This is a genomic window from Streptomyces sp. NBC_00554 (assembly GCF_041431135.1).
Taxonomy (GTDB): Bacteria; Actinomycetota; Actinomycetes; order Streptomycetales; family Streptomycetaceae; genus Streptomyces.
Genome location: NZ_CP107799.1, coordinates 6986007 through 7006998, shown reverse-complemented (window position 1 = coordinate 7006998; position 20992 = coordinate 6986007). Strand labels below are relative to the sequence as shown.

At 68.5% G+C, this 20992-nt stretch carries 17 protein-coding genes; 13 read left to right on the top strand and 4 right to left on the bottom strand.

All coding sequences use genetic code 11. The features are described from left to right. The first annotated feature begins 195 nt into the window (after positions 1–195). Complete coding sequence (locus OG266_RS30875) at positions 196–2733, top strand: M14 family zinc carboxypeptidase (RefSeq protein ID WP_371549600.1); 2538 nt, start codon at positions 196–198, stop codon at positions 2731–2733. A gap of 70 nt (positions 2734–2803) precedes the next feature. Here OG266_RS30875 and OG266_RS30870 read toward each other — a convergent pair whose 3' ends face one another. Further along, entirely contained in the window at positions 2804–3223 is a 420-nt protein-coding gene (locus OG266_RS30870) for an organic hydroperoxide resistance protein (RefSeq protein WP_266463156.1), read from the bottom strand. A 103-nt stretch (positions 3224–3326) separates the two neighbouring features. Continuing rightward, positions 3327–4349 (bottom strand): NADP-dependent oxidoreductase, encoded by a 1023-nt coding sequence (locus tag OG266_RS30865; RefSeq protein ID WP_371549597.1) that lies wholly within the window; start codon positions 4347–4349, stop codon positions 3327–3329. A gap of 148 nt (positions 4350–4497) precedes the next feature. Between OG266_RS30865 and OG266_RS30860 the strand changes: the two genes are divergently transcribed. Then, entirely contained in the window at positions 4498–4932 is a 435-nt protein-coding gene (locus OG266_RS30860) for a MarR family winged helix-turn-helix transcriptional regulator (RefSeq protein ID WP_371549596.1), read from the top strand. 177 nt (positions 4933–5109) lie between these two features. Here OG266_RS30860 and OG266_RS30855 read toward each other — a convergent pair whose 3' ends face one another. After that, entirely contained in the window at positions 5110–5790 is a 681-nt protein-coding gene (locus tag OG266_RS30855; RefSeq protein ID WP_371549594.1) for a hypothetical protein, read from the bottom strand. Between the two features lie 255 nt (positions 5791–6045). Between OG266_RS30855 and OG266_RS30850 the strand changes: the two genes are divergently transcribed. The 11 genes from OG266_RS30850 to OG266_RS30800 all read left to right on the top strand — a co-directional run bounded on the left by OG266_RS30850 (position 6046) and on the right by OG266_RS30800 (position 19927). Continuing rightward, positions 6046–7203: a mandelate racemase/muconate lactonizing enzyme family protein gene (locus OG266_RS30850; protein WP_266463144.1), complete on the top strand. Its 1158-nt coding sequence runs from the start codon at positions 6046–6048 to the stop codon at positions 7201–7203. After that, a complete protein-coding gene (locus tag OG266_RS30845) occupies positions 7200–8204 on the top strand; it encodes a zinc-binding dehydrogenase (protein ID WP_371549592.1) in 1005 nt (334 codons plus the stop codon). Before OG266_RS30850 ends, OG266_RS30845 begins: the two co-directional genes overlap by 4 nt. Before the next feature lie 155 nt (positions 8205–8359). Further along, a complete protein-coding gene (locus OG266_RS30840) occupies positions 8360–9328 on the top strand; it encodes a hypothetical protein (protein WP_371549590.1) in 969 nt (322 codons plus the stop codon). A 145-nt stretch (positions 9329–9473) separates the two neighbouring features. Beyond that, entirely contained in the window at positions 9474–10586 is a 1113-nt protein-coding gene (gene chvE / locus OG266_RS30835) for a multiple monosaccharide ABC transporter substrate-binding protein (protein WP_266463135.1), read from the top strand. A gap of 32 nt (positions 10587–10618) precedes the next feature. Next, a complete protein-coding gene (gene mmsA / locus OG266_RS30830) occupies positions 10619–12169 on the top strand; it encodes a multiple monosaccharide ABC transporter ATP-binding protein (protein WP_266463132.1) in 1551 nt (516 codons plus the stop codon). Then, on the top strand, positions 12166–13410 hold the full coding sequence (mmsB, locus tag OG266_RS30825; RefSeq protein ID WP_266463129.1) for a multiple monosaccharide ABC transporter permease: 1245 nt from the start codon (positions 12166–12168) through the stop codon (positions 13408–13410). The genes mmsA and mmsB overlap by 4 nt, the downstream gene beginning before the upstream one ends. 53 nt (positions 13411–13463) lie before the next feature. Beyond that, entirely contained in the window at positions 13464–14612 is a 1149-nt protein-coding gene (locus OG266_RS30820; protein ID WP_266463126.1) for an aldose epimerase family protein, read from the top strand. Between the two features lie 191 nt (positions 14613–14803). After that, positions 14804–16417, top strand: a complete 1614-nt coding sequence (locus OG266_RS30815) for a histidinol-phosphate transaminase (RefSeq protein WP_266463123.1) — start codon at positions 14804–14806, stop codon at positions 16415–16417. A 269-nt stretch (positions 16418–16686) separates the two neighbouring features. After that, a complete protein-coding gene (locus OG266_RS30810; RefSeq protein ID WP_371549587.1) occupies positions 16687–17943 on the top strand; it encodes an extracellular solute-binding protein in 1257 nt (418 codons plus the stop codon). Between the two features lie 129 nt (positions 17944–18072). After that, positions 18073–18837: an intradiol ring-cleavage dioxygenase gene (locus OG266_RS30805; protein ID WP_371549585.1), complete on the top strand. Its 765-nt coding sequence runs from the start codon at positions 18073–18075 to the stop codon at positions 18835–18837. A gap of 220 nt (positions 18838–19057) precedes the next feature. Next, entirely contained in the window at positions 19058–19927 is an 870-nt protein-coding gene (locus tag OG266_RS30800; RefSeq protein ID WP_371549583.1) for an intradiol ring-cleavage dioxygenase, read from the top strand. A 13-nt stretch (positions 19928–19940) separates the two neighbouring features. Here OG266_RS30800 and OG266_RS30795 read toward each other — a convergent pair whose 3' ends face one another. Beyond that, positions 19941–20852, bottom strand: coding sequence for a sulfite exporter TauE/SafE family protein (locus OG266_RS30795; RefSeq protein ID WP_266463112.1), 912 nt, complete (start codon positions 20850–20852; stop codon positions 19941–19943). Between the last annotated feature and the right edge of the window lie 140 nt (positions 20853–20992).

The window sequence follows — 20992 nt, the reverse complement described above, 5'->3', positions numbered from 1 at the left end:
CCGGACATGCGCCATCCGGGGCATCCGTGACGGCGGACCTGACGGCATCAGTAACAGCGTGCGTGACGACGTACGTGACAGCAACGCCCTCTTGTTGCGGGAGAGTCGAACGGGTACACCTCGCCGTACCGATCCGACCGACCCGACCCTGAACCGATCTCAGGAATCCTCATGAATCCTCAGGAGGTACGACGCGTGCGCCTACCGAGACCCGTCCTGACCGCGACCGTCATCGCCCTGGCTACCGGCTCGCTCCTGCTCACCCCGCAGAGCGCCACCGCGGACCGCAAACCGCCTGTCCGGGAGGGATCCGGCCAGGAGAACGGCCAAGGGAGCAGCGCCGCCAGGAACTCCGCGAGCGCCGCCCTCAACGCCCTCGCCACCCCCGTCACCGACCTCTCCGGCTCCACCGCCGGCTATCCGCGTGAGCAGGTCCTCACCCCGGACCCGGAGAACCCCGCCGACAAGTCCATCAAGCTCGGCCTCACCCCGTACCACGCGATCGCCCCGAAGCTGAACGCCCTTCAGGAGCTCGGCAATCGCGTGAGTGTGGAGGTCGCGGGCGAATCGGCCGGCGGCCACCGTCTCTACCTCGTCACCGTCACCGCGCCCGAGTCCAGCCGTGAGACGCGCGCCCAGGACCGGATGCGCGAGCTCATCGAGAACGCTCCGCAGGCGGCGGCCAAGGACCCGGCCGTGAAGAAGACGTACAAGACGCCCGTCTTCTTCAACAACAACATCCACGGCAACGAGTGGGAGGGCACGGACGCCGCCCTCGGGCTCATCGAGCAGCTCGCGACGGCCAAGGACACCAAGACCGCCGACCTTCTCGCCCACAGCCGCCTGTACTTCAACATCACCGCGAACCCGGACGGCCGTATCGCGGGCACCCGCGCCAACGCCAACGGCTTCGACCTGAACCGGGACTTCATCACCGCCTCGCAGCCCGAGGCGCGCGCGATGCGGCAGATCGGTATCGACAAGCAGCCCGCGGTCATGGTCGACCTGCACGGCTACGTCAACGGAACGCTGATCGAGCCGACGACCCCGCCGCACGGCGAGAACTACGAGTACGACCTCTTCCTCAAGAACACCTACGCCAACGCGCTGGGCATGGAGGCCGCCGTCAACGGCCTCGGCTACACGCCCGCGAAGGACGGCGTGGACCCGGCCCAGATCCCCTTCCGCGACCAGGAGGAGGGCTGGGACGACTGGCCGCCGATCTTCACGCCGCAGTACGCGGCGTTCCACGGCACGGTCGCCGCGCACACCGTCGAGATCCCGATGCAGGTGAACAACGCCGCCTACGACTCGCTGCCGGTCGCCGAGCTGAAGCGGCGCTCCGCGATCAACGTCGATGTCGCGGGCGCGGCCATGCGCGCCACCCTCAACTTCGCGCAGACGCACCGGACTTCGCTCATCGCCGACCAGATCGAGGTCTTCCGGCGTGGCGTGACCGGAGCCGCGCAGGTGCCGGTCTCCGCAGAGACGGTCCCCGGCGTCCCGGGCATCGGCCCCGAGGACGTCTACACGACCGAATTCCCGCGCGCGTACGTCATCCCGGCAGGCGCCACGCAGCGCTCCGCGACGGCCGCCGCCCGTCTGGTCGACCACCTCCTCGCCAACGACGTCCGCGTCAGCCGCGCGACCGGTGGCTTCCGGCTCGCGGGACGGTCGTACGCGAAGGGTTCGTACGTCGTCGACCTGCGCCAGGCCAAACGCGGGATGGCCAATGTGATGCTGGCGGACGGGACGGACATCAGCGACAAGGTGTCGGTCATGTACGACATCTCGGGCTGGAGTCTGGGCCGGCTGTGGGGCGCGACGGTCACGCCGGTACGGAGCGGCAGTCTGTCGGCCGTCCCGCTGCGCGCGGTCGGCGCGGCCACGGACGTCGGGTACGTCGCCCCGCGCGGCGATCTGCGGCTCCGCCTCGACGACCCGCAGGAGATCGCGGCCCTCAACTCCCTTCTGAAGCAGGGGGTTTCGGTACGGCAGGCCGCGGACGGCAGCGCGATCGTGCCGGGCTCGGCGCGGGCGAAGGCCGTCGTCCTGGCCCGTGAGTACGACGTCGCCTTCGACGCGACGAAGGTGACCGGCGGCACTCCCCTGCGCCTCACCCGGGTCGCCGCCGCGGTGACCCCGGGCGAGCTGTTCGCGCTGCGCGAGATGAACTTCGACGTGGTCCCGGTGTCGACGGCCATCCTCAACGCGGGCTTCGACTGGTCCGGCGCGGATGTGCTGTTCGCCTCGTCGGGGCTCAACCACGCAGGCCTCAACACGGCCGCACGGGCCGCTCTCGGCGCCTTCCTCAACGCCCATGGCCTGGTGGGCCGCGGAGCCACCGGCGCGGCCCTCAACGCCGCCACAGGGCTGCTCGCCGTGCAGCCGGTGGCGGGCGACGGGGACGCCAACGGCGTTGTACGGGTGGCGAATTCGGGCGCGCTCACCACAGGCGCCCCGGACCACAGCTTCGTCTACGCCCCGCTCTGGTTCACCGATCTCGGTCCCGGGGTCCGCGTGGAGCAGTCGTACGGGACGGGCAATCCGCTGGTCTCCGGGCACTGGCGCCCGCTGGCCGACGGTACGGCGGGGCCCACGGCTGCCGCGGGCCAGGCCTCCGTCGTGAGCGGCCCGCACGCGGTCCTCTTCGGCACGGAACCGCTCTTCCGCGACCACCCGAAGGGTGAATTCCCGCAGGTGGCACGGGCGTTGCTGGCACTCGCGCACTAGCAGGTCGCTACGACAGAGGCGGCACCCCACGTCCTTGGGGTGCCGCCTCCGCCATGTGCAACGACTGCTGTCAGACGAGCGTCACGGTGATGTTGCCGCGAGTCGCCTTCGAGTACGGGCAGACCTGGTGGGCCTTCTCGAGCAGCGCCGTGGCCGTCGCCGCATCCACGTTCGGGATGGCGGCGGAGATCTCGACGATGAGCCCGAACCCGTCCTCGTTCTTGCCTATGCCGACCTTCGCGGTGACGGTCGAGCCGGAGATGTCGGCCTTCTCCTGACGGGCGACGACTCCGAGAGCGCCCTGGAAGCAGGCGCTGTACCCGGCGGCGAACAGCTGCTCCGGGTTGGTACCGGCGCCGCTGCCTCCCATCTCCTTGGGCGGATTGACGACGACGTCGACCTTGCCGTCATCGGTGGCTACTCGGCCGTCGCGGCCGTTCTCGGCGGTGGCGACGGCGGTGTACAGGACGTCGGTCTGCTGGATGGACATACGGTGCGTTCCTCCTAGGTCCGCCGCGACTCGCGCCCACGATCGCGACGACTTCGGAAAGAAGTTACCGTATGCCGGAAGTCCAGCAGAACCCCTGACGGCCTCAGAGCTTGACGATCATCTTTCCGGTGTTGTCGCCGCGCAGGACGCCGAAGAACGCCTCCAGGTTGTTCTCGATGCCCTCGGCGACCGTCTCGCGGTACTTGAGCGCGCCCGAGGCGACCCAGGGGCCGACCTCCTGGACGAACTGCGCCTGCATGTCGTAGTGGTCGCCGACGAGGAAGCCCTCGATGCGGCCGCGGGTCTGGATCAGGCGGGCGAGGTTCTTCGGGCCGGGGACGGGCTCGGTGCTGTTGTAGACGGAGATCGCGCCGCAGATGGCGATGCGGCCGTCCCGGTTGAGCCGGCCGATGGCCGCCTCCAGGTGGTCACCGCCGACGTTGTCGAAGTAGACGTCGACGCCGTCGGGGGCAGCCTCGCGCAGCTGCGCGTTCACCGGGCCGTTCTTGTAGTTGAAGGCGGCATCGAAGCCGTACTCCTCGACAAGCAGCTTGACCTTCTCGTCGGAGCCGGCGGACCCGATCACCCTCGACGCACCCTTGAGCTTGGCGATCTGGCCGACCTGGCTGCCGACCGCGCCCGCGGCGCCCGACACGAACACCGAGTCGCCCTCCTTGAAGGAGGCGGTGCGCAGGAGACCCGCGTACGCGGTGAGGCCGGTCATGCCGAGGACGCCGAGGTACGTGCTCAGCGGCGCCGCCTGCGGGTCCACCTTGACGGCCTGCTTGGCGTCCACCACGGCGAACTCGCGCCAGCCGAAGAAGTGCAGCACGTGGTCGCCGACCTCGATGCCCTCGGCGTTGGAGGCGACGACCTCGCCGACCGCACCGCCCTGCATGACCTTGCCCAGCTCGAAGGGGGCGACGTACGACTTGGCGTCGCTCATGCGGCCGCGCATGTACGGGTCCACGGAGAGGTACTTGTTCCGCACGAGTACCTGACCCTCACCCGGCTGCTTGACCTCGGCCTCGACCAGGGCGAAGTCCTCCGGCTTCGGCACCCCTACCGGGCGGCTGACCAGGTGCCATTCGCGGCTGACGGCGGGGAGCTGGGGGGTCTCGGTCATGAGGGGGTGCCTTTCCTGCGGGTTGCTGTCTGCGGCTCTGGTGGTTCGGGTGGCTCTAGTGGTTCTGGTGGTTCAGATACTTCAGTACCTGAAACAACCATGCTCCTGAATATTTCATGATGTCAAGTAACGAGGTAGCCTGGAGCGCATGGCCACGCAGAAGACACCCCGAATCGACCCCCTGACGCTTGAGGTGGTCGACCTCATCGGCACGGTGGTGGCGCGGTACCACGAGGAGTACGAGGACGCTGCCGCCGAGCATGCGCTCACGGGGGCGCAGGCGCGACTGCTGAGCCTGCTGTCGCTTGAGCCGCTGCCGATGCGGCGGCTCGCGCAGAAGCTGAAGTGCGAGCCGTCGAATGTCACCGGGATCGTGGATCGGCTGGAGGCGCGGGGGCTGGTGGAGCGGCGGCCGGATCCGACCGATCGTCGGGTCAAGCTGGCGGCCTGCACGGAGGAGGGGCGGCTGGTTGCCCGGGGGCTGCGGGAGTCGCTGCGGTTTGCTCGGGAGCCGTTGGCGGGGCTGTCGCGGGAGGAGCGGGTTTCCTTGCGGGGGTTGTTGCAGCGGATGCTCGCCGCGTAGGGGGCTGGGGGGTGGTTTTTCGCCCCCTCCGCCCCTACCCGTCCCATGCTTCCGGGCTACGCCCGGTGTCAGCCCGTCCGGCGTTTGAGGACGAGCGCGTCAGCGCGTTGCGGGGGTCTGGGGGCGGCAGCCCCCAGGTACGGGACGGGTAGGGGCGGAGGGGGCGAAACAAACCCCCTACGTGCACCACCACAAGAACTGGCTGCACGTCTCCGAAGGCGACGGGTCCGCGGTCGGGTCCGCCGAGGTCGGGTCGGTTGTCGGGGCCTCGGATGTCGCGGCGGGGCGGGACGGTTTCGGGGCCGAGGTCGTGGCGTCCGGGGCCGTGCCGGTGGAGGTGGACTCCGAGGGCGACGCGGAGGCGGAGGGCGACGCGGAGGCGGACGGTGAGGCCGAGTCGGACGCGGACGGCGAGCCGGAGGCGGAGGTGCCGGTGGAGCCCTCCGTGTCGTCGATCGGCACGGCGGTCTCGGCCGGACTGGCACCCCCGTCGGCGGACTCGTCAGCCGTGGCGGCCTGCGGAGTGGCCCCGGGCCCCTCTATACCGAGCTCGGCAAGGCTCAGCCCACCCGCGGCGAGCAGCAGCCCCGCCCCGGCTATCAGCGCCCCGCGCCGCCGCCGCCGGTGCGCGGCGGCCTTCCGGTCCCGCCGGCTGCCCCCACCCGCGGCAGCGCCCCGACGCCGTCCACGCCCGCTGGGACGTACGTCGTCGCCCTCGCACGAGTCCTCGACATCGTCCGCCTCCGGGCGCGGCTCGACCGCGTCCGCATGCTCGCGAACTTTTTCGACTGGTGTGCCGCACCCCGGGCATGCGAGAGCGCCATTGAGGTGCCTGCGGCACGGGTGGCAGTAGTCCATGACGCCGGAAGACTAGATTCCCCACAGGTAACGTTCATAGTCACAGCTGTGAAAGTTGTGTAGTGAACCACCCGTTCCGGCGTGCCGAGTTGAGGACACCCCCGACCATTCCCCGCCATCCCGCACCCATCGCGTCGAAACCGTTATGTGTTCGACCCATTGACACCCCCGGGGCCGAATCCTTACTGTCACGCCAGCATTTCGAACGTGTGACGAAATTTCGAACAGAGCCGAAGAGCACAGGGGGCAACTGCCGTGCGCATCACGGGAATCAGCACACACGTGGTCGGGACACCCTGGCGGAACCTGACCTACGTCCAGGTGCACACCGACGAAGGTGTCACCGGAGTCGGCGAGACCCGCATGCTGGGCCACACCGACGCGCTGATCGGGTATCTGCGGGAGGCGCAGGCCAACCACATTCTCGGTTCCGACCCGTTCGCTGTCGAGGACCTCGTCCGCCGGATGAAGTACGGCGACTACGGGCGGGCCGGCGAGATCGTGATGTCGGGTATCGCCGTCATCGAGATGGCCTGCTGGGACATCAAGGGCAAGGCGCTCGGCGTTCCCGTCTGGCAGCTGCTCGGCGGCAAGGTCACCGACAAGGTCAAGGCGTACGCCAACGGCTGGTACACCACCGAGCGGACCCCGGAGGCCTACCACAAGGCCGCGCAGGAGGTCGTCGCACGCGGGTACAAGGCCCTCAAGATCGACCCCTTCGGAACCGGGCACTTCGAGCTCGACCACGAGCAGAGCCTGTACGCCGTCTCCCTCATCGAGGCCGTGCGCGACGCGATCGGGCCCGAGGCCGAGCTGATGCTGGAGATGCACGGCCGGTTCTCCCCCTCCACCGCCATCCGCCTCGCCCACGAGCTCGCGCCCTTCAAGCCCGCCTGGCTCGAGGAGCCGGTCCCGCCTGAGAACCTCAAGGCCCTGGAGAAGGTCGCGGCCAAGGTGGACATCCCGGTCGCCACCGGTGAGCGCATCCACGACCGCATCGAGTTCCGCGAGCTCTTCGAGAGCCAGGCCGTCGACATCATCCAGCCCGACGTGGGTCATATCGGTGGCATCTGGGAGACGCGGAAGCTGGCCGCCACCGCCGAGGCCCACTACGTCCTCGTCGCGCCGCACAACGTCGGCGGCCCGGTCCTGACCGCCGCCTCCCTCCAGGTCGGCTTCACCTCCCCGAACTTCAAGATCCTCGAGCACTTCAACGACTTCGCGGACGCGGACATCAAGAAGGTCGTGAAGGGCGCCCCGCAGGTCGTCGACGGCTACTTCGAGCTGTCCCACGAGCCCGGTCTCGGTGTCGAGCTGGACGTCGACGCGGCGGCCGAGTTCCCGCAGCAGCAGGCCAGGTTCGACCTGTGGGCGGACGGCTGGGAGCAGCGCAAGCCGAAGGGTGCGCAGTGAGTACGGCGGTCGTCATCGAGGCGCCGGGCGAGCACCGGCTGACCGGTCACGAGCCCAGGCAGCCGGAGGCCGGCGAGGCCCTCGTGCGCGTGCACGCGGTAGGTATCTGCGGCAGCGACCGCGAGGTCTATCAGGGCAACAGGCCCGAGGGGTACGTCCGTTACCCCCTCACTCCCGGCCACGAATGGTCCGGGACGGTGGAGGCTGTCGGGGCCGGGGTGCCCGCGACTCTCGTGGGGCGGAAGGTCGTCGGCGAGGGTTTCCGCAACTGCCAGGTCTGCGACCGCTGCCACGCGGGCGAGACCACGCTGTGCACCGCGGGGTACGAGGAGACCGGCTTCACCCAGCCGGGCGCGATGGCCGCCACTCTCACCCTCCCCGCCCGTCTTCTCCATGTCCTGCCCGAGGACGCCGACCTGACGGCGGCGGCCCTCCTCGAGCCGGCCGCCTGCATCGCGGCCGCCGCGCTCAAGGCGAACGCCCTTCCCGGCGAGCGGGTCGCGGTCGTGGGCACGGGGACGCTCGGGATGTTCGCCGTGCAGTTCCTCAAGGCGGGCTCGCCGGCCGAGCTGCTGGTCGTCGGCACCCGCCCCGACCGCGCGGAGCTGTCCAGGACGTTCGGCGCCACCGACTTCCGTACCAGGGACCAGGAACTGCCCGACGATTTCGACGTGGTCGTCGAGACCGCCGGGTCCGCGTCCGCCGCGCGCACCGCCGCCTCCCTGCTCAGGCGCGGCGGACGCCTGGTCCTCACGGGTATCCCGGCGCCGGGTGCGGAGGGTCTCGACCCCACCGATCTCGTCGTACGGCAGCTGGAGGTGCACACCGTGTTCGGGGCGCCGCCGGATGCCTGGGCGCACACGGTGCGGGTGTTCGGCGCCGGACTGCTGAACCCGTTGCCGCTGGTCACGCACGAGCTGCCGCTCGCCGAGTTCCCACAGGCCATCGAGCTGGTGGGGTCCGGCGATCCCAAGGTCGGAAAGGTCCTTCTGCGTCCATGAACCAGGTCGTCCTCCGCCCATGAACCGGGTCCTTCGGCGCCCCTAGCAGTACGCCGGTACGGGGTGCCTGACCACTCCGTACCGGCGTACACCCACCGACACGAACCGCGTTCGAGATATCGGACGCACCAGTCATCGAACGCGAAGGACAGCTTGTGACCGACGCCCCGCCAACGGCAGCCCGTCGACCCGGTGAGCAGGCGCTCGCCGCGCTCGGCCTGGGCGCGCCCGCCCTCTCCCCCGCCGACGCCTCGCCGCACGCCTTCCCGGGAGGCGGCCGCTGGCGCACCGAGGTTCCCTCCGTGGAGGGGCCCGAGGCGCTTGCCGTGGTCCTCAAGGAGGCCTCGCGGCTCGATGTGCCGATCCACCGGATCAGTCAGGGCAGCGGCGTCTGGATGCTGACCGACTCCGAGATCACCGAGATGGTCGAGGCGACCGACGAACACGACATCGAGCTCTGCCTGTTCACCGGGCCGCGCGGCACCTGGGACATCGGCGGCTCGGTGCGCACCGACTCGCGCGGCGGCGGGCTGCGTGCCCGCGGTCACGACGCGGTCGCCGGATGTGTCGAAGACGCCGTCCGGGCAACGGAGTTGGGCGTCAAGTGCCTGCTCGTCGCCGACGAGGGCGTGCTCTGGACGCTGCACCGGGCGCGGGTGGCCGGGATCATCCCGGCCGACACAACTCTCAAGCTCTCGGCGCTCGTTGGTCCGGTCAACCCGGCCTCGTACGCCGTGTACGAGCATCTCGGCGCGGACTCCCTCAACGTGCCGAGTGATCTGACGCTCGATCACCTCACCGAGATCCGGCGGGTTTCCGCCGCCCCCATGGACATGTACATCGAGGCCCCCGACGACCTCGGCGGGTACGTGCGGATGTACGAGGTCGCCGAGCTGATCCGGCGCGGCGCACCGATCTATCTGAAGTTCGGCCTGTCCAAGGCGCCCGGGATCTACCCGTACGGGCACCATCTGCGGGACCTGACCCTCCACACGGCCAGGGAAAGAGTGCGGCGCGGCCGGCTCGCCCTGGACCTGCTCGCGCGGCACGGAGCGGACGGCGACATGGCGCCGCTCGGTTCACGGCTGCCGGGCGCGCTGCAGCGGTTCGAAACGCCCTCATAACGTTCCGGGCCAACCGCTTCACAAAAGACGACGCAGCCGCACACAATCCCACACACCTCTCCTCGGTCTTCTCTCGCAACCGCCCTTCGGAGCGTCCCCGCATCGCGAGACCGAGTCTGGTCCCACGACATCAAGGATGATGATCATGCGAAACCGCAGAGCAGCACTCGCCGCCATAGCCGGAGCCGCCTCCCTCGCGCTCACCCTCACCGCCTGCGGTCAGGACAGCGAGGGTGGCAGTGACGCGACCGCGGACAGTGCCAAGGGCGGCACCATCGGCATCGCGATGCCGACCAAGTCCTCCGAGCGCTGGATCGCGGACGGCAACAACGTGGTCAAGGACCTGGAGTCCAAGGGCTACAAGACCCAGTTGGTCTACGGCGAGGACGACCCGGACCAGCAGGTCTCCCAGATCGAGAACCTGATCACGCAGGGCGTGAAGGCCCTGATCATCGCGGCCATCGACAACAAGTCGATGAACAACGTGCTCCAGCAGGCCGCCGACGCGAAGATCCCCGTGATCTCGTACGACCGCCTGATCCTCGGCACGAAGAACGTCGACTACTACGCGTCGTTCGACAACGAGAAGGTCGGCGAGCTCCAGGGCAACTACATCCTGGAGAAGCTGGGCCTCGCGGACGGCAGCAAGAAGGGGCCGTTCAACATCGAGCTGTTCGCGGGCTCGAACGACGACAACAACACGAAGTACTTCTTCCAGGGCGCGATGAACGTCCTGCAGCCGTACATCGACAAGAAGCAGCTCGTCGTCCAGTCGGGCCAGACCAACCTGACGCAGGTCACCACGCTGCGCTGGGACGGCGGCACCGCGCAGAAGCGCATGGACGACATCCTGACCGCGGCCTACAAGACCGAGCGGGTCGACGCGGTGCTCTCGCCGTACGACGGCATCTCCATCGGCATCCTCTCCTCGCTGAAGTCGGACGACTACGGCTCCGCGAGCAAGCCGCTGCCGATCGTCACCGGCCAGGACGCCGAGGTCGCCTCGGTGAAGTCGATCATCGCGGACGAGCAGTCGATGACCGTCTACAAGGACACCCGTGAACTCGCCAAGGTGGCCTCGAACATGGTCGACGCGGCACTCACCGGCAAGACGCCGGAGACCAACGACACCAAGACCTACGACAACGGCTCGAAGGTCGTCCCCGCGTACCTGCTGGTGCCGGTGAGCGTGGACAAGGCGAACTACCAGAAGGTCGTCGTCGACTCGGGCTACATCAAGGAAAGCGACCTCAAGTAACCGCCGCACTCTAGGGATTGGAAGGCACGACCATGGCGGGACCCGTCCTGGAAATGCGCTCGATCGTCAAGACCTTTCCCGGCGTCAAGGCGCTGTCGGACGTCACACTGACCGTCCGTCAGGGCGAGGTCCATGCCATCTGCGGGGAGAACGGCGCCGGCAAGTCGACCTTGATGAAGGTCCTCTCCGGCGTCCACCCGCACGGGAGTTACGAGGGGGACATCCTCTTCGAGGGTGAGGCCTGCGAGTTCAAGGACATCAGGGCCAGTGAGCACCACGGCATCGTGATCATCCACCAGGAACTGGCCCTGGTGCCGTACATGTCCATCGCGGAGAACATCTTCCTCGGCAACGAGCAGGCCAGCGGTGGCGTCATCAGCTGGAACGAGACGCTGAAGCACGCGACCCGGCTGATGCGCCGGGTCGGTCTCGAGGACCACCCGCAGACCCGGGTGGCCGACATCGGCGTCGGCAAGCAGCAACTCGTGGAGATCGCGAAGGCGTTGTCGAAGGAGGTGAAGCTGCTCGTCCTGGACGAGCCGACGGCCGCGCTGAACGACGAGGACAGCGGCAAACTCATCGACCTGATCCTGGAGTTGAAGGAACAGGGCATCACCTCCATCATCATCTCGCACAAGCTCAACGAGATCCGCAAGGTCGCCGACTCGGTGACGATCCTCCGGGACGGCCGGACCATCGAGACCCTCGATGTGAAGGCCGCGGAGACCACCGAGGAGCGGATCATCAACGGGATGATCGGCCGGGACCTCGACCACCGCTTCCCCGAGCGCACCCCGCACGACGCGGTGGCGGGCGCGGCACCGGCCCTGGAGATCCGCAACTGGACCGTCCACCACCCGATCGACCAGCAGCGCAAGGTTGTTGACGATGTGTCGATAAATGTGCGGCGCGGGGAGATCGTCGGTATCGCGGGCCTCATGGGCGCCGGCCGCACCGAACTCGCGATGAGCGTCTTCGGGCGGACGTACGGCCGGTACGCGGGCGGCACGGTCCTCAAGGACGGCGAGGAGATCCGTACGAAGACCGTCTCCCAGGCGGTCAAGCACGGCATCGCGTACGTCACAGAGGACCGCAAGCACTACGGGCTCAACCTCGACGACACCGTCGGCCGCAACATCTCGCTCAGCGCGCTGAACAAGGTGTCCAAGCGGGGCGTCGTCGACGGCCACGAGGAACGCAAGGTCGCCGAGAGCTTCCGCAAGTCCATGAACATCAAGGCGCCCAACGTCTTCGAGCGGGTGGGCAGGCTGTCCGGCGGCAACCAGCAGAAGGTCGTCCTCAGCAAGTGGATCTTCACGGGTCCGGACGTGCTGATCATGGACGAACCGACGCGCGGCATCGACGTGGGCGCCAAGTTCGAGATCTACACGGTCATCGACAAGCTGGCCGCCGAGGGCAAGGCGGTCGTTTTCATCTCCTCCGAGCTGCCGGAACTGCTCGGCATGTGCGACCGCATCTACACCATGGCCGCAGGGCGGCTGACAGGTGAGTTCTCGCGGGCGGAGGCCTCGCAGGAATCCCTGATGCGTCAGATGACGAAGGACAAAGAGGTAACGCGATGAGCACGGATGTGACCGCCAAGACGCCGGCCCCCGCGCCGCCGGGGAAGAGCGGATCGGCCGCCGCCGACGGCCTCTTGCGGCTGCTGCTGGACGGCATGCGCCGCAACATGCGCCAGTACGGCATGCTGATAGCCCTCGGCGTGATCGTGGCCCTGTTCGCGGTGTGGACCGACGGCGACCTCCTGCTGCCGCGCAACGTCTCCAACCTGGTGCTGCAGAACAGCTACATCCTGATCCTGGCGATCGGCATGATGATCGTCATCATCGCGGGCCACATCGACCTGTCGGTCGGCTCGATCACCGCGTTCATCGGCGGTGTGGCAGCGGTACTGATGGTCAGGAACGATGTGCCCTGGCCGCTCGCGGTCCTGCTGTGCCTGGCCATGGGTGCCGCCGCGGGCGCGGCACAAGGGTTCCTGATCGCCTATGCCGGCATGCCGTCGTTCATCGTGACCCTCGCAGGCATGCTGATCTTCCGCGGTCTGACCGAGGTCTTCCTCGAGGGCCAGACACTCGGCCCGTTCCCGGAGGGCCTGCAGAAGACCGCCAACGGCTTCCTGCCCGAGATCGGACCGGACACCAACTACCACAACCTCACACTGCTGCTCGGTTTCGCACTGGTCGGCGTGGTGATCCTCCAGGAGATACGCGACCGCAAGCGGCAGTCGGAGTACTCGCTCGAGGTGCTGCCGGCCAAGCTGTTCGCGGTGAAGCTGGCAGCGCTCACCGCGGCCGTCCTGACCTTCACCATGCTCCTGGCCAGCTACAAGGGCGCCCCCGTCGTACTCCTCATCCTGGGCGTGCTCCTGGTCGGCTTCGGCTATGTCATGCGCAACGGAGTCATCGGCCGCCACGTCTACGCCATCGGCGGCAACCTCCCCGCGGCCAAGCTGTCGGGCGTGAAGGACAAGAAGGTCACCTTCCTGGTCTTCCTGAACATGGGCATGCTCGCGGCCCTGGCGGGTCTGGTCTTCGCAGCCCGCTTCAACGCGGCCTCGCCCAAGGCGGGCCTGAACTTCGAACTCGAAGCGATCGCCGCCTCGTTCATCGGCGGCGCGTCAATGAGCGGCGGCGTGGGCACGGTCCTCGGCGCGATCATCGGTGGTCTCGTCCTGGGCGTGCTGAACAACGGCATGAACCTCGTCGGCATCGGCACCGACTGGCAGCAGGTCATCAAGGGCCTGGTACTGCTGGCGGCGGTCGGCTTCGACGTGTGGAACAAGCGCAAGGTCGGTTCGTAAGTCAGCCGGGCCCCGCCGGAAGGCGGGGCCCCCTCCATCTGCAGGAGCCGCACATGGAACTGAACAGACGTACGGTCATCGCTGGAGCCGCAGCAGCAGGAATGGCCGCCACCGCGCTCGGCGGTACGGCACACGCCACGGGAGGCAAAGCCCCGGTGAAGTCGCTCTTCGGCAAGCTCGCCGACGGCACCAAGATCTACAGCTGGTCACTGGCCAACGGCGGGACGAGGCTCAAGGTCCTCTCGTACGGCGGGATCGTGCAGTCCCTGGAGATCCCCGACCGGCACGGCAAGTACAAGAACGTGTCGCTCGGCTTCGACAACATCGAGGACTACGTCGCCAAGACCCCGTACTTCGGCGCACTGATCGGCCGCTACGGGAACCGCATAGCCAAGGGGCAGTTCAGCCTCGACGGCAAGAGCTACCAGCTCTCCGTCAACGACGGGGCCAACAGCCTGCACGGCGGCATCAAGGGCTTCGACAAGCACGTCTGGGACATCGAGCCCTTCACCAAGGGCTCCGACGTCGGCCTGTACCTGTACTACACGAGCGTCGACGGCGAGATGGGCTACCCCGGCACGCTCAAGACGAAGGTGACGTACACCCTCACCAAGCACGGCGACTGGCGCCTCGACTACGAGGCCACCACCGACAAGGCGACCGTCGTCAACCTCACCAGCCACGTCTACTGGAACCTGGCCGGCGAGGGCAGCGGCTCGATCTACGACCACGAGCTGAAGATCGCCGCCGCCCGCTACACACCCGTCGACTCGGGGCTGATCCCCACCGGCGAGCTGGCGAAGGTCGCGGGCACCCCCTTCGACTTCCGGCGCACGAAGACGGTCGGCGAGGACATCCGGGTCGCCAACCAGCAGCTCCTCTACGGCAAGGGCATCGACCACAACTGGGCCCTGGACAAGGGGATCACGGCGAAGCCCGAGCACGTCGCGACGCTGCGCGACCCCTCCTCCGGCCGTACCCTGAAGATCGCCACCACCGAGCCGGGCCTGCAGTTCTACTCCGGCAACTTCCTGGACGGCACGCTGGTCGGCCCCGGCGGGCACATCTACCGGCAGGGCGACGCGCTGTGCCTGGAGACCCAGCACTTCCCGGACTCCCCCAACCAGGCGTCGTTCCCGTCGACCGTGCTGCGGCCCGGACAGACGTACCGGACGACGACGGTGCACACGTTCGGCAGCTGAGGGCGCAGAGGGGCCTGAGGGGTTTCCGGCCGCTTCGGTTGCCTGAGATCACTAACTCTTACGAAATTCACACGAGTTGAACAGCGCCCCCTCCGTATCCGTATCTAAGGGCGGCCCGCGCTCCCCCGCGCGGGCCACCCAAAGCCGGAGGGCCCGTCCTCCCCAGCGGGCCCGCCCCCTACGGAGGTTCCATGGCCGACAACGTCACCTCGCTGTTCCGCGGCACGGCAGCGCACAGCCCCTCGATGGCAGCGCTCACCCGTGAGAGCGGCGAAGGGGCCGGTCCGGTCGACTTCTGTATCCCGTGCAACCCGTACTTCCCGACGCCCGCCATGTTCGACGACCTGGCGGGCCGGCTCCGCGAGATCATCACGTACTACCCGAGCAGCGCCGACACCATCACGTCCGAGCTCTGCAACCTCCTCCAACTCCCGCCGCAGTGCGTCGCGATGGGCAACGGCTCGACCGAACTCATCACCTGGATCGACCACTTGCTGGTCCGGGAGTCCCTCGCGATACCCGTCCCCACCTTCGGCCGCTGGACCGACCAGCCGATGGAGACCGGCAAGCGGGTCGACATGTTCCCGCTGCAGGAGTCCAGCGGCTTCGCCCTGGACCTCGCCAAGTACGCGGAGTTCATCCGCGCCCGTGGCACCCGGGTCGCCGTCATCTGCAACCCGAACAACCCCGACGGCGGCTTCATACCCCGCCAGTCGCTCGTCCAGTTCATGGACGCGATGGCGGACCTGGACCTGATCGTGATCGACGAGTCGTTCCTGGAGTTCGCCGACGCGGAGCACGAGCCGAGTGTCGTCGAGGACGCCGTGATGCGCCCCAACGTCGTCGTGCTGCGCAGCCTCGGCAAGAACTTCGGTCTGCACGGCATCCGCTTCGGCTACATGGTCGCCAACCCGTCGCTGGCCGGCCGGGTCCGCTCCATGCTGCCCAAGTGGAACCTCAACTCCTTCGCGGAGACCGTGGTGTTCATGCTCAAGAACCACGGCCAGGAGTACATGCAGAGCCTGCACATGGTCCGCCGCGACCGGCTCGACATGGCCCAGCAGCTCGCTCATCTGCCCGGCCTGACGGTCTATCCGTCGCAGGGCAACTTCCTCTTCGTACGCCTTCCCGTGGGCGCCGAAGGCACCGTGGTCCGGGACCGGCTGCTCACCGAGCACCGCATCCTGGTCCGCGAGTGCGGCAACAAGATCGGCTCCTCCAGCCGCTTCCTGAGACTCGTGGTGCGCCCCCAGGTGGACGTGCGTCGCCTGGTGTCCGGCCTGGAACAGGTGCTCTACGGGACCAGGAGGGGAGCCGCCGTACCCGAGATGGGCACAGGGACCAGCTACAGCTCGGGTACGGCGGCGGTGGATCGTCTGATCGGCGCCACGAACGGGGCCGGCATGCCGGGTCTCGCGGCGCAGGCACAGGCGATGCCGAGCATCCAGAACGCACAGACCGGCGCCTGGCCGGGCCCCGCCCCCGCGCAGAACCCCGGGGTCATGCCGGGCCTGGCCCCCGTCGCGGCACCGGCCGCCATGTTGCCGCCCCAGCAGCCCGCCCCGATGCCCGGGTACGCCCCGGTCCCGGCCGCCGGCCTGCCCGCCTACACCCAGACCGGCATGCCCGGCATGGCCGCTGCCGTACAGGCCCCCGCCCCCCAGACGGGTACGCAGGGCGGCGCCCACCCCAGCGGACTCACCGCCGCCCAGGTCCGCGGCCGGACCCAGCCGGAACCGCAGCAGTCCGCGCCGCAGGCCATGGGCTGGCCCGCGGCGGGAGCGATGTACACCCAGGCCGGCTAGCCAGGCAGGGGGAGGGACGCAGCCCCTCCCCCTGCCGCCTGATCCGGGTCGGCGGCTTCAGCCCGGCACCGCAGAATCGAAGCGCTTACGCGTCAACGCCCCGTCGCCCACCCAACTCCCTTCACCCGCCTGTGATTTCAGGCCACATGCGTCACACACCCGGAACCAGAACGCAACCGCCGGGGCCCTGTGCGCCGCCTACTGTCCGGCCTACGATCGACGCGCTTCGTCTACGCGCGTCAACGGCGGCCGAAACAGGGGTGGCGACCATGCACCGCAGAGCCCGGACCATGGTGACGACGGCGGCCGCGCTGGCCCTTCTGGCAGGCGCGGGCGGCTGTGGCGGCAGCGCGGGGACGGAAGCGGGGGCCACCACCCTCACCGTCATCGCGACCAACTACGGCGACAGCGTCCACAAGAACTCGCAGGGCTACTGGGACCGGGTGGCGCTCGACTTCGAGGCCGCCAACCCGGACATCCATGTGGAGGCGAAGGTGTACCCCGCCGACACCGTCGACGCGAAGGTCGCCGAGCTGGTGAAGCAGGGCAGGGCACCGGACGTCGTACAGACCGGCAGCTACGCCGAGTACGCGGCGGAGGGCCTGCTCTACTCGGCCGACGAACTGCTCTCGATCGCGGTCCAGGGCAGTTTCGCGCCGAGCCTCGCCGAGGCGGGCCAGCTGCAACGCACCCAGTACGGCCTGCCGTTCACCGCGAGCACCCGGCTGCTCTACTACAACAAGGACCTGTTCGCCCGGGCGGACCTCGAACCGCCCACCACCTGGGACGAACTCGTCGCCGCAGCAGAGGTGTTGAAGGACTGGGGCGTGAAGTACCCGATCGCGGTGCCCCTCGGCCCCGAGGAGGCGGAGGCGGAGACGCTGACGTGGCTGCTGGCCGGGGACGGCGGCTACACCCAGGGCGGCGCCTACACCCTCACCTCCGACGCCAACGTCTCGACGCTGGAGTGGCTCAGGTCGGACCTGGTCGGCGCGGGGCTCACCGGCCCCGTCCAGCCGGGCAGGCTGAACCGCACCGAGGCCCTGGACGCGTTCGTCGACGGCGAGGCCGCGATGGTCAACGCCCCGCTCTCCCTTATCCGGCAGATCGAGGACTCGTCGCTGAGCGTGCCCTACGGCACGGTTCCGCTGCCGAGCCGCACCGGGCAGACCGAGCCGACCATGGGCACCGCGGACTGGACCATCGCCTTCAAGCAGGCCGGACACCGCGAGCAGACCGGCCGCTTCCTCGACTTCCTGTACAGCGACGAGTACGTCACCCAGCAGGCCTCCGAGTACCAACTGCTCCCCGTCACCGCGTCGGTCAGCGCCGCCATGCGCGCGGACACCCGTTACCGCAGCCTCTGGAACGGCCTGGACACGCTGGGGAACATGGACCTCTATCCGCTCTCCGAGACCAACTGGTCGGCCGTCTCGACGGCGATCAGGACGCAGATCGGCGCGGCGGTCACACCTGCCGGCGATCCGCAGGCGATCCTGACATCGATCGCGAAGGCGGCACGCTGAGCAGCGACACCCCCTCCCCTCTTCGTTCAACATTCCATCAACTTCCTTGTCTCACTCTCCACTTGACGATCCGTCACTTTTCCGAACGCACAGCCCGCCGACAGCTTCCGTCCCTACGGTGACGTGCTCATGACAGACACTTCAGAATCAACCCCCCTCGGGCGCCGCACCGTGCTGATCGCGACGGGTGCCACAGTCGCAACGCTGGCTGTGGCTGCCGCAGCCCCTGAAGCCCCCACAGCCGGCACGGCGGCCACGACTCCCGCCGCCGCGGCGGCCGTCTGCACCCTCACCAAGGAGATGACCGAGGGCCCGTACTACCTGGACGGCGCCTACGTACGCGCCGACATCAGCGAGGACAAGGCGGGATTCCCCCTCGAACTCACCCTCACCGTCGTCGACGACGACACCTGCGCGCCGCTGAACAAGGCGCTCGTCGAGATCTGGCACTGCGACCACCTCGGCGAGTACTCCGGATTCGTCGGCGGCAACGGCCACAACGAGCCCGACAACGGCACGTTCCTGCGCGGCGGTGTCCTGACGGGCACGGACGGCGTGGCGAGGATCACGAGCATCTACCCCGGCTGGTACCGGGGCCGCTGCGTCCACATCCACGTCAAGGTGCACACCGGAGTCACTCTCACCTCCGACGGCTCGTTCACGGGCGGCCAGGAACTCCACACCGGCCAGCTCTTCTTCAGCGAGACGATCACCGCGGCGGTCGGCAGACTCTCCCCGTACTCGGCCAACACAGTCACCCGCACCACCCTCGCACAGGACAGCATCTACGACGAAGGAGGCGCCGCCTCCGGCCTCCTCACCCTGACAGCCCTGGGCACCTCCCCCACCTCCGGCTACACCGGCACCCTCACCCTCGGCATCGAATCGAGCTGATCCGTCCTCCCCACCCCGACAGCCACACGACTGGCAGATTCGTCCCAGCGGCAGACTGCACGACCAGGCTTTTCCCGACCCGCTGCTGGGACAGATCTGCCAGTCGTGTGGCACCTGCCCCAACTCCCGCTCAAAAAGGGTCAGTTGTGGCTTAGATTCCCAGCGCATTCACAGGCGCACATCAAGGAGTTCCTCAGCTGCGCCCCTACCTTCCATGTCCATGACTGAGACCCCAGCTCGACATGAGCAACCTGAGCAGCACGGCAACACCCCCGGCGCCGGGGCCCACCGCCGTGACAAGAGCGTCCAGCGTCGGCGCGTCCTGATCGGCGGTGGCACCGTCGCCGTCGTGGGCGGACTCGCGGTCGCGGGTATCGCCTCGGCCGACCCGACGTCCGCCAAGAAGAGCAAGCCGAAGCCCACCAAGTCCACCTCCGCGTCGGCCTCCGCATCCGCGTCCACCTCCGCCACCACCACCGTCTGCACCCTCAACGCCGAGGTCACCGAAGGTCCGTACTCCCTCGACGGTGCTCTCGTCCGCGAGGACATCCGTGAGGACAAGGAGGGCTTCGAGGTCCGGTACACCTTGACGGTCGTCGATGTCGCGGACGACTGCGCCCCGCTGGCCGGTGCGCTCGTCGAGCTCTGGCACTGCGACTCGCTCGGCGAGTACTCCGGGTTCGTCGGCGGCAACGGTCACGAGGAGGAGGACAACGGCACCTTCCTGCGCGGCGGGCAGATCACCGACGCGGACGGCCAGGTCAACATCACCTCGATCTGGCCCGGCCACTACATCTCGCGCGCCGTCCACGTCCATATGCGTGTGCACACGGACGTGACGCTCACCGACGACTCGTACACCGGCGGCGAGGTCATCCACACCGGTCAGCTGTTCTTCGACGAGGACATCAACACGGAGATCCAGGCGACCTCGCCGTACTCGGCGAACACCACCCAGGAGACCCTGCTCTCCAACGACTCCATCTACGACGACGGCGGCGCGTCCTCCGGGCTGCTGACCCTGACGGCGCTCGGGTCGAGCGTGTCGGACGGGTACACGGCGACCCTCACGGTCGGCGTCGACAGCTGACCGGTACGGCCGGCTAAACCGCGACGGGCTGCCGCTCCTCGACAAGCTCCGCCTCCGCCGCCTTCTCCTGACGGTAGGCGCGGATCGAGTACGTCAGGGCGGCAGCCCACAGCGCGTAGAGCAGTACGTACACGGGGGTGCTGACCGCTCCGGACGCGCCGATCCAGTCGCTCTTCAGGAGCGTACGGACGTTGGTGACGATGATGATGCCGCCGACCGCGGAGCCGAGTACGCGCGGCGGTACGAGACGGACCAGCCAGGCGGCGACGGGTGCGGCGACCAGGCCGCCGAGCAGGAAGGCGAGGACCCAGCCCCAGTTGAGGCCCTGGGAGCCGAGCGAGAACAGGAACCCGAGACTCGCGGCGACCGCCACCAGGAACTCGCTGGTGTCGATCGAGCCGATCACCTTGCGCGGCTCCATCCGGCCGCTGGCAAGCAGCGCGGGCGTACCGACCGGGCCCCAGCCGCCTCCGCCCGTCGCGTCCAGGAACCCGGCGACCAGGCCGAGCGGCGCGAGGAACCGCTTGCGCAGCGGCTTGCCGAGGTTGCCCTTGGGCATGCCGCGGAAGGTGAAGCGGGACATGACGTACAGGCCGAGGCCGAACAGGATCAGGGACATCGCGGGCTCTGCGACCTCGGTGGAGAGCTTGGAGAGGACCGTCGCGCCCAGGAAGGAGCCGACCGCGCCCGGTACGCCGATCTTGGCGACGACCTTCCAGTCCACGTTGCCGAAGCGCCAGTGCGAGGCGCCCGACATCAGCGTGGTGCCGATCTCGGAGAGGTGGACCGTGGCCGAGGCCAGTGCCGGGTTGGTGCCCATGGCGAGCAGCAGGGTGGTCGAGGTCACGCCGTAGGCCATGCCCAGGCTGCCGTCGACCAGCTGGGCCCCGAGGCCCGCGAGAGCCAGCAGGATGAGCGTGCGCATGGGGTCCGTCCCGTCGTTCTGGCCGTCAATCCGGCCGTCGTTCCGGCCGTCATTCCAGCCGTAGTTCCGGCCGCTCCGGCCTTTCCGGTCTTTCCTATCGATTCGATAGGGATTAACGGGACGTGACGTTAGGGGCTGAA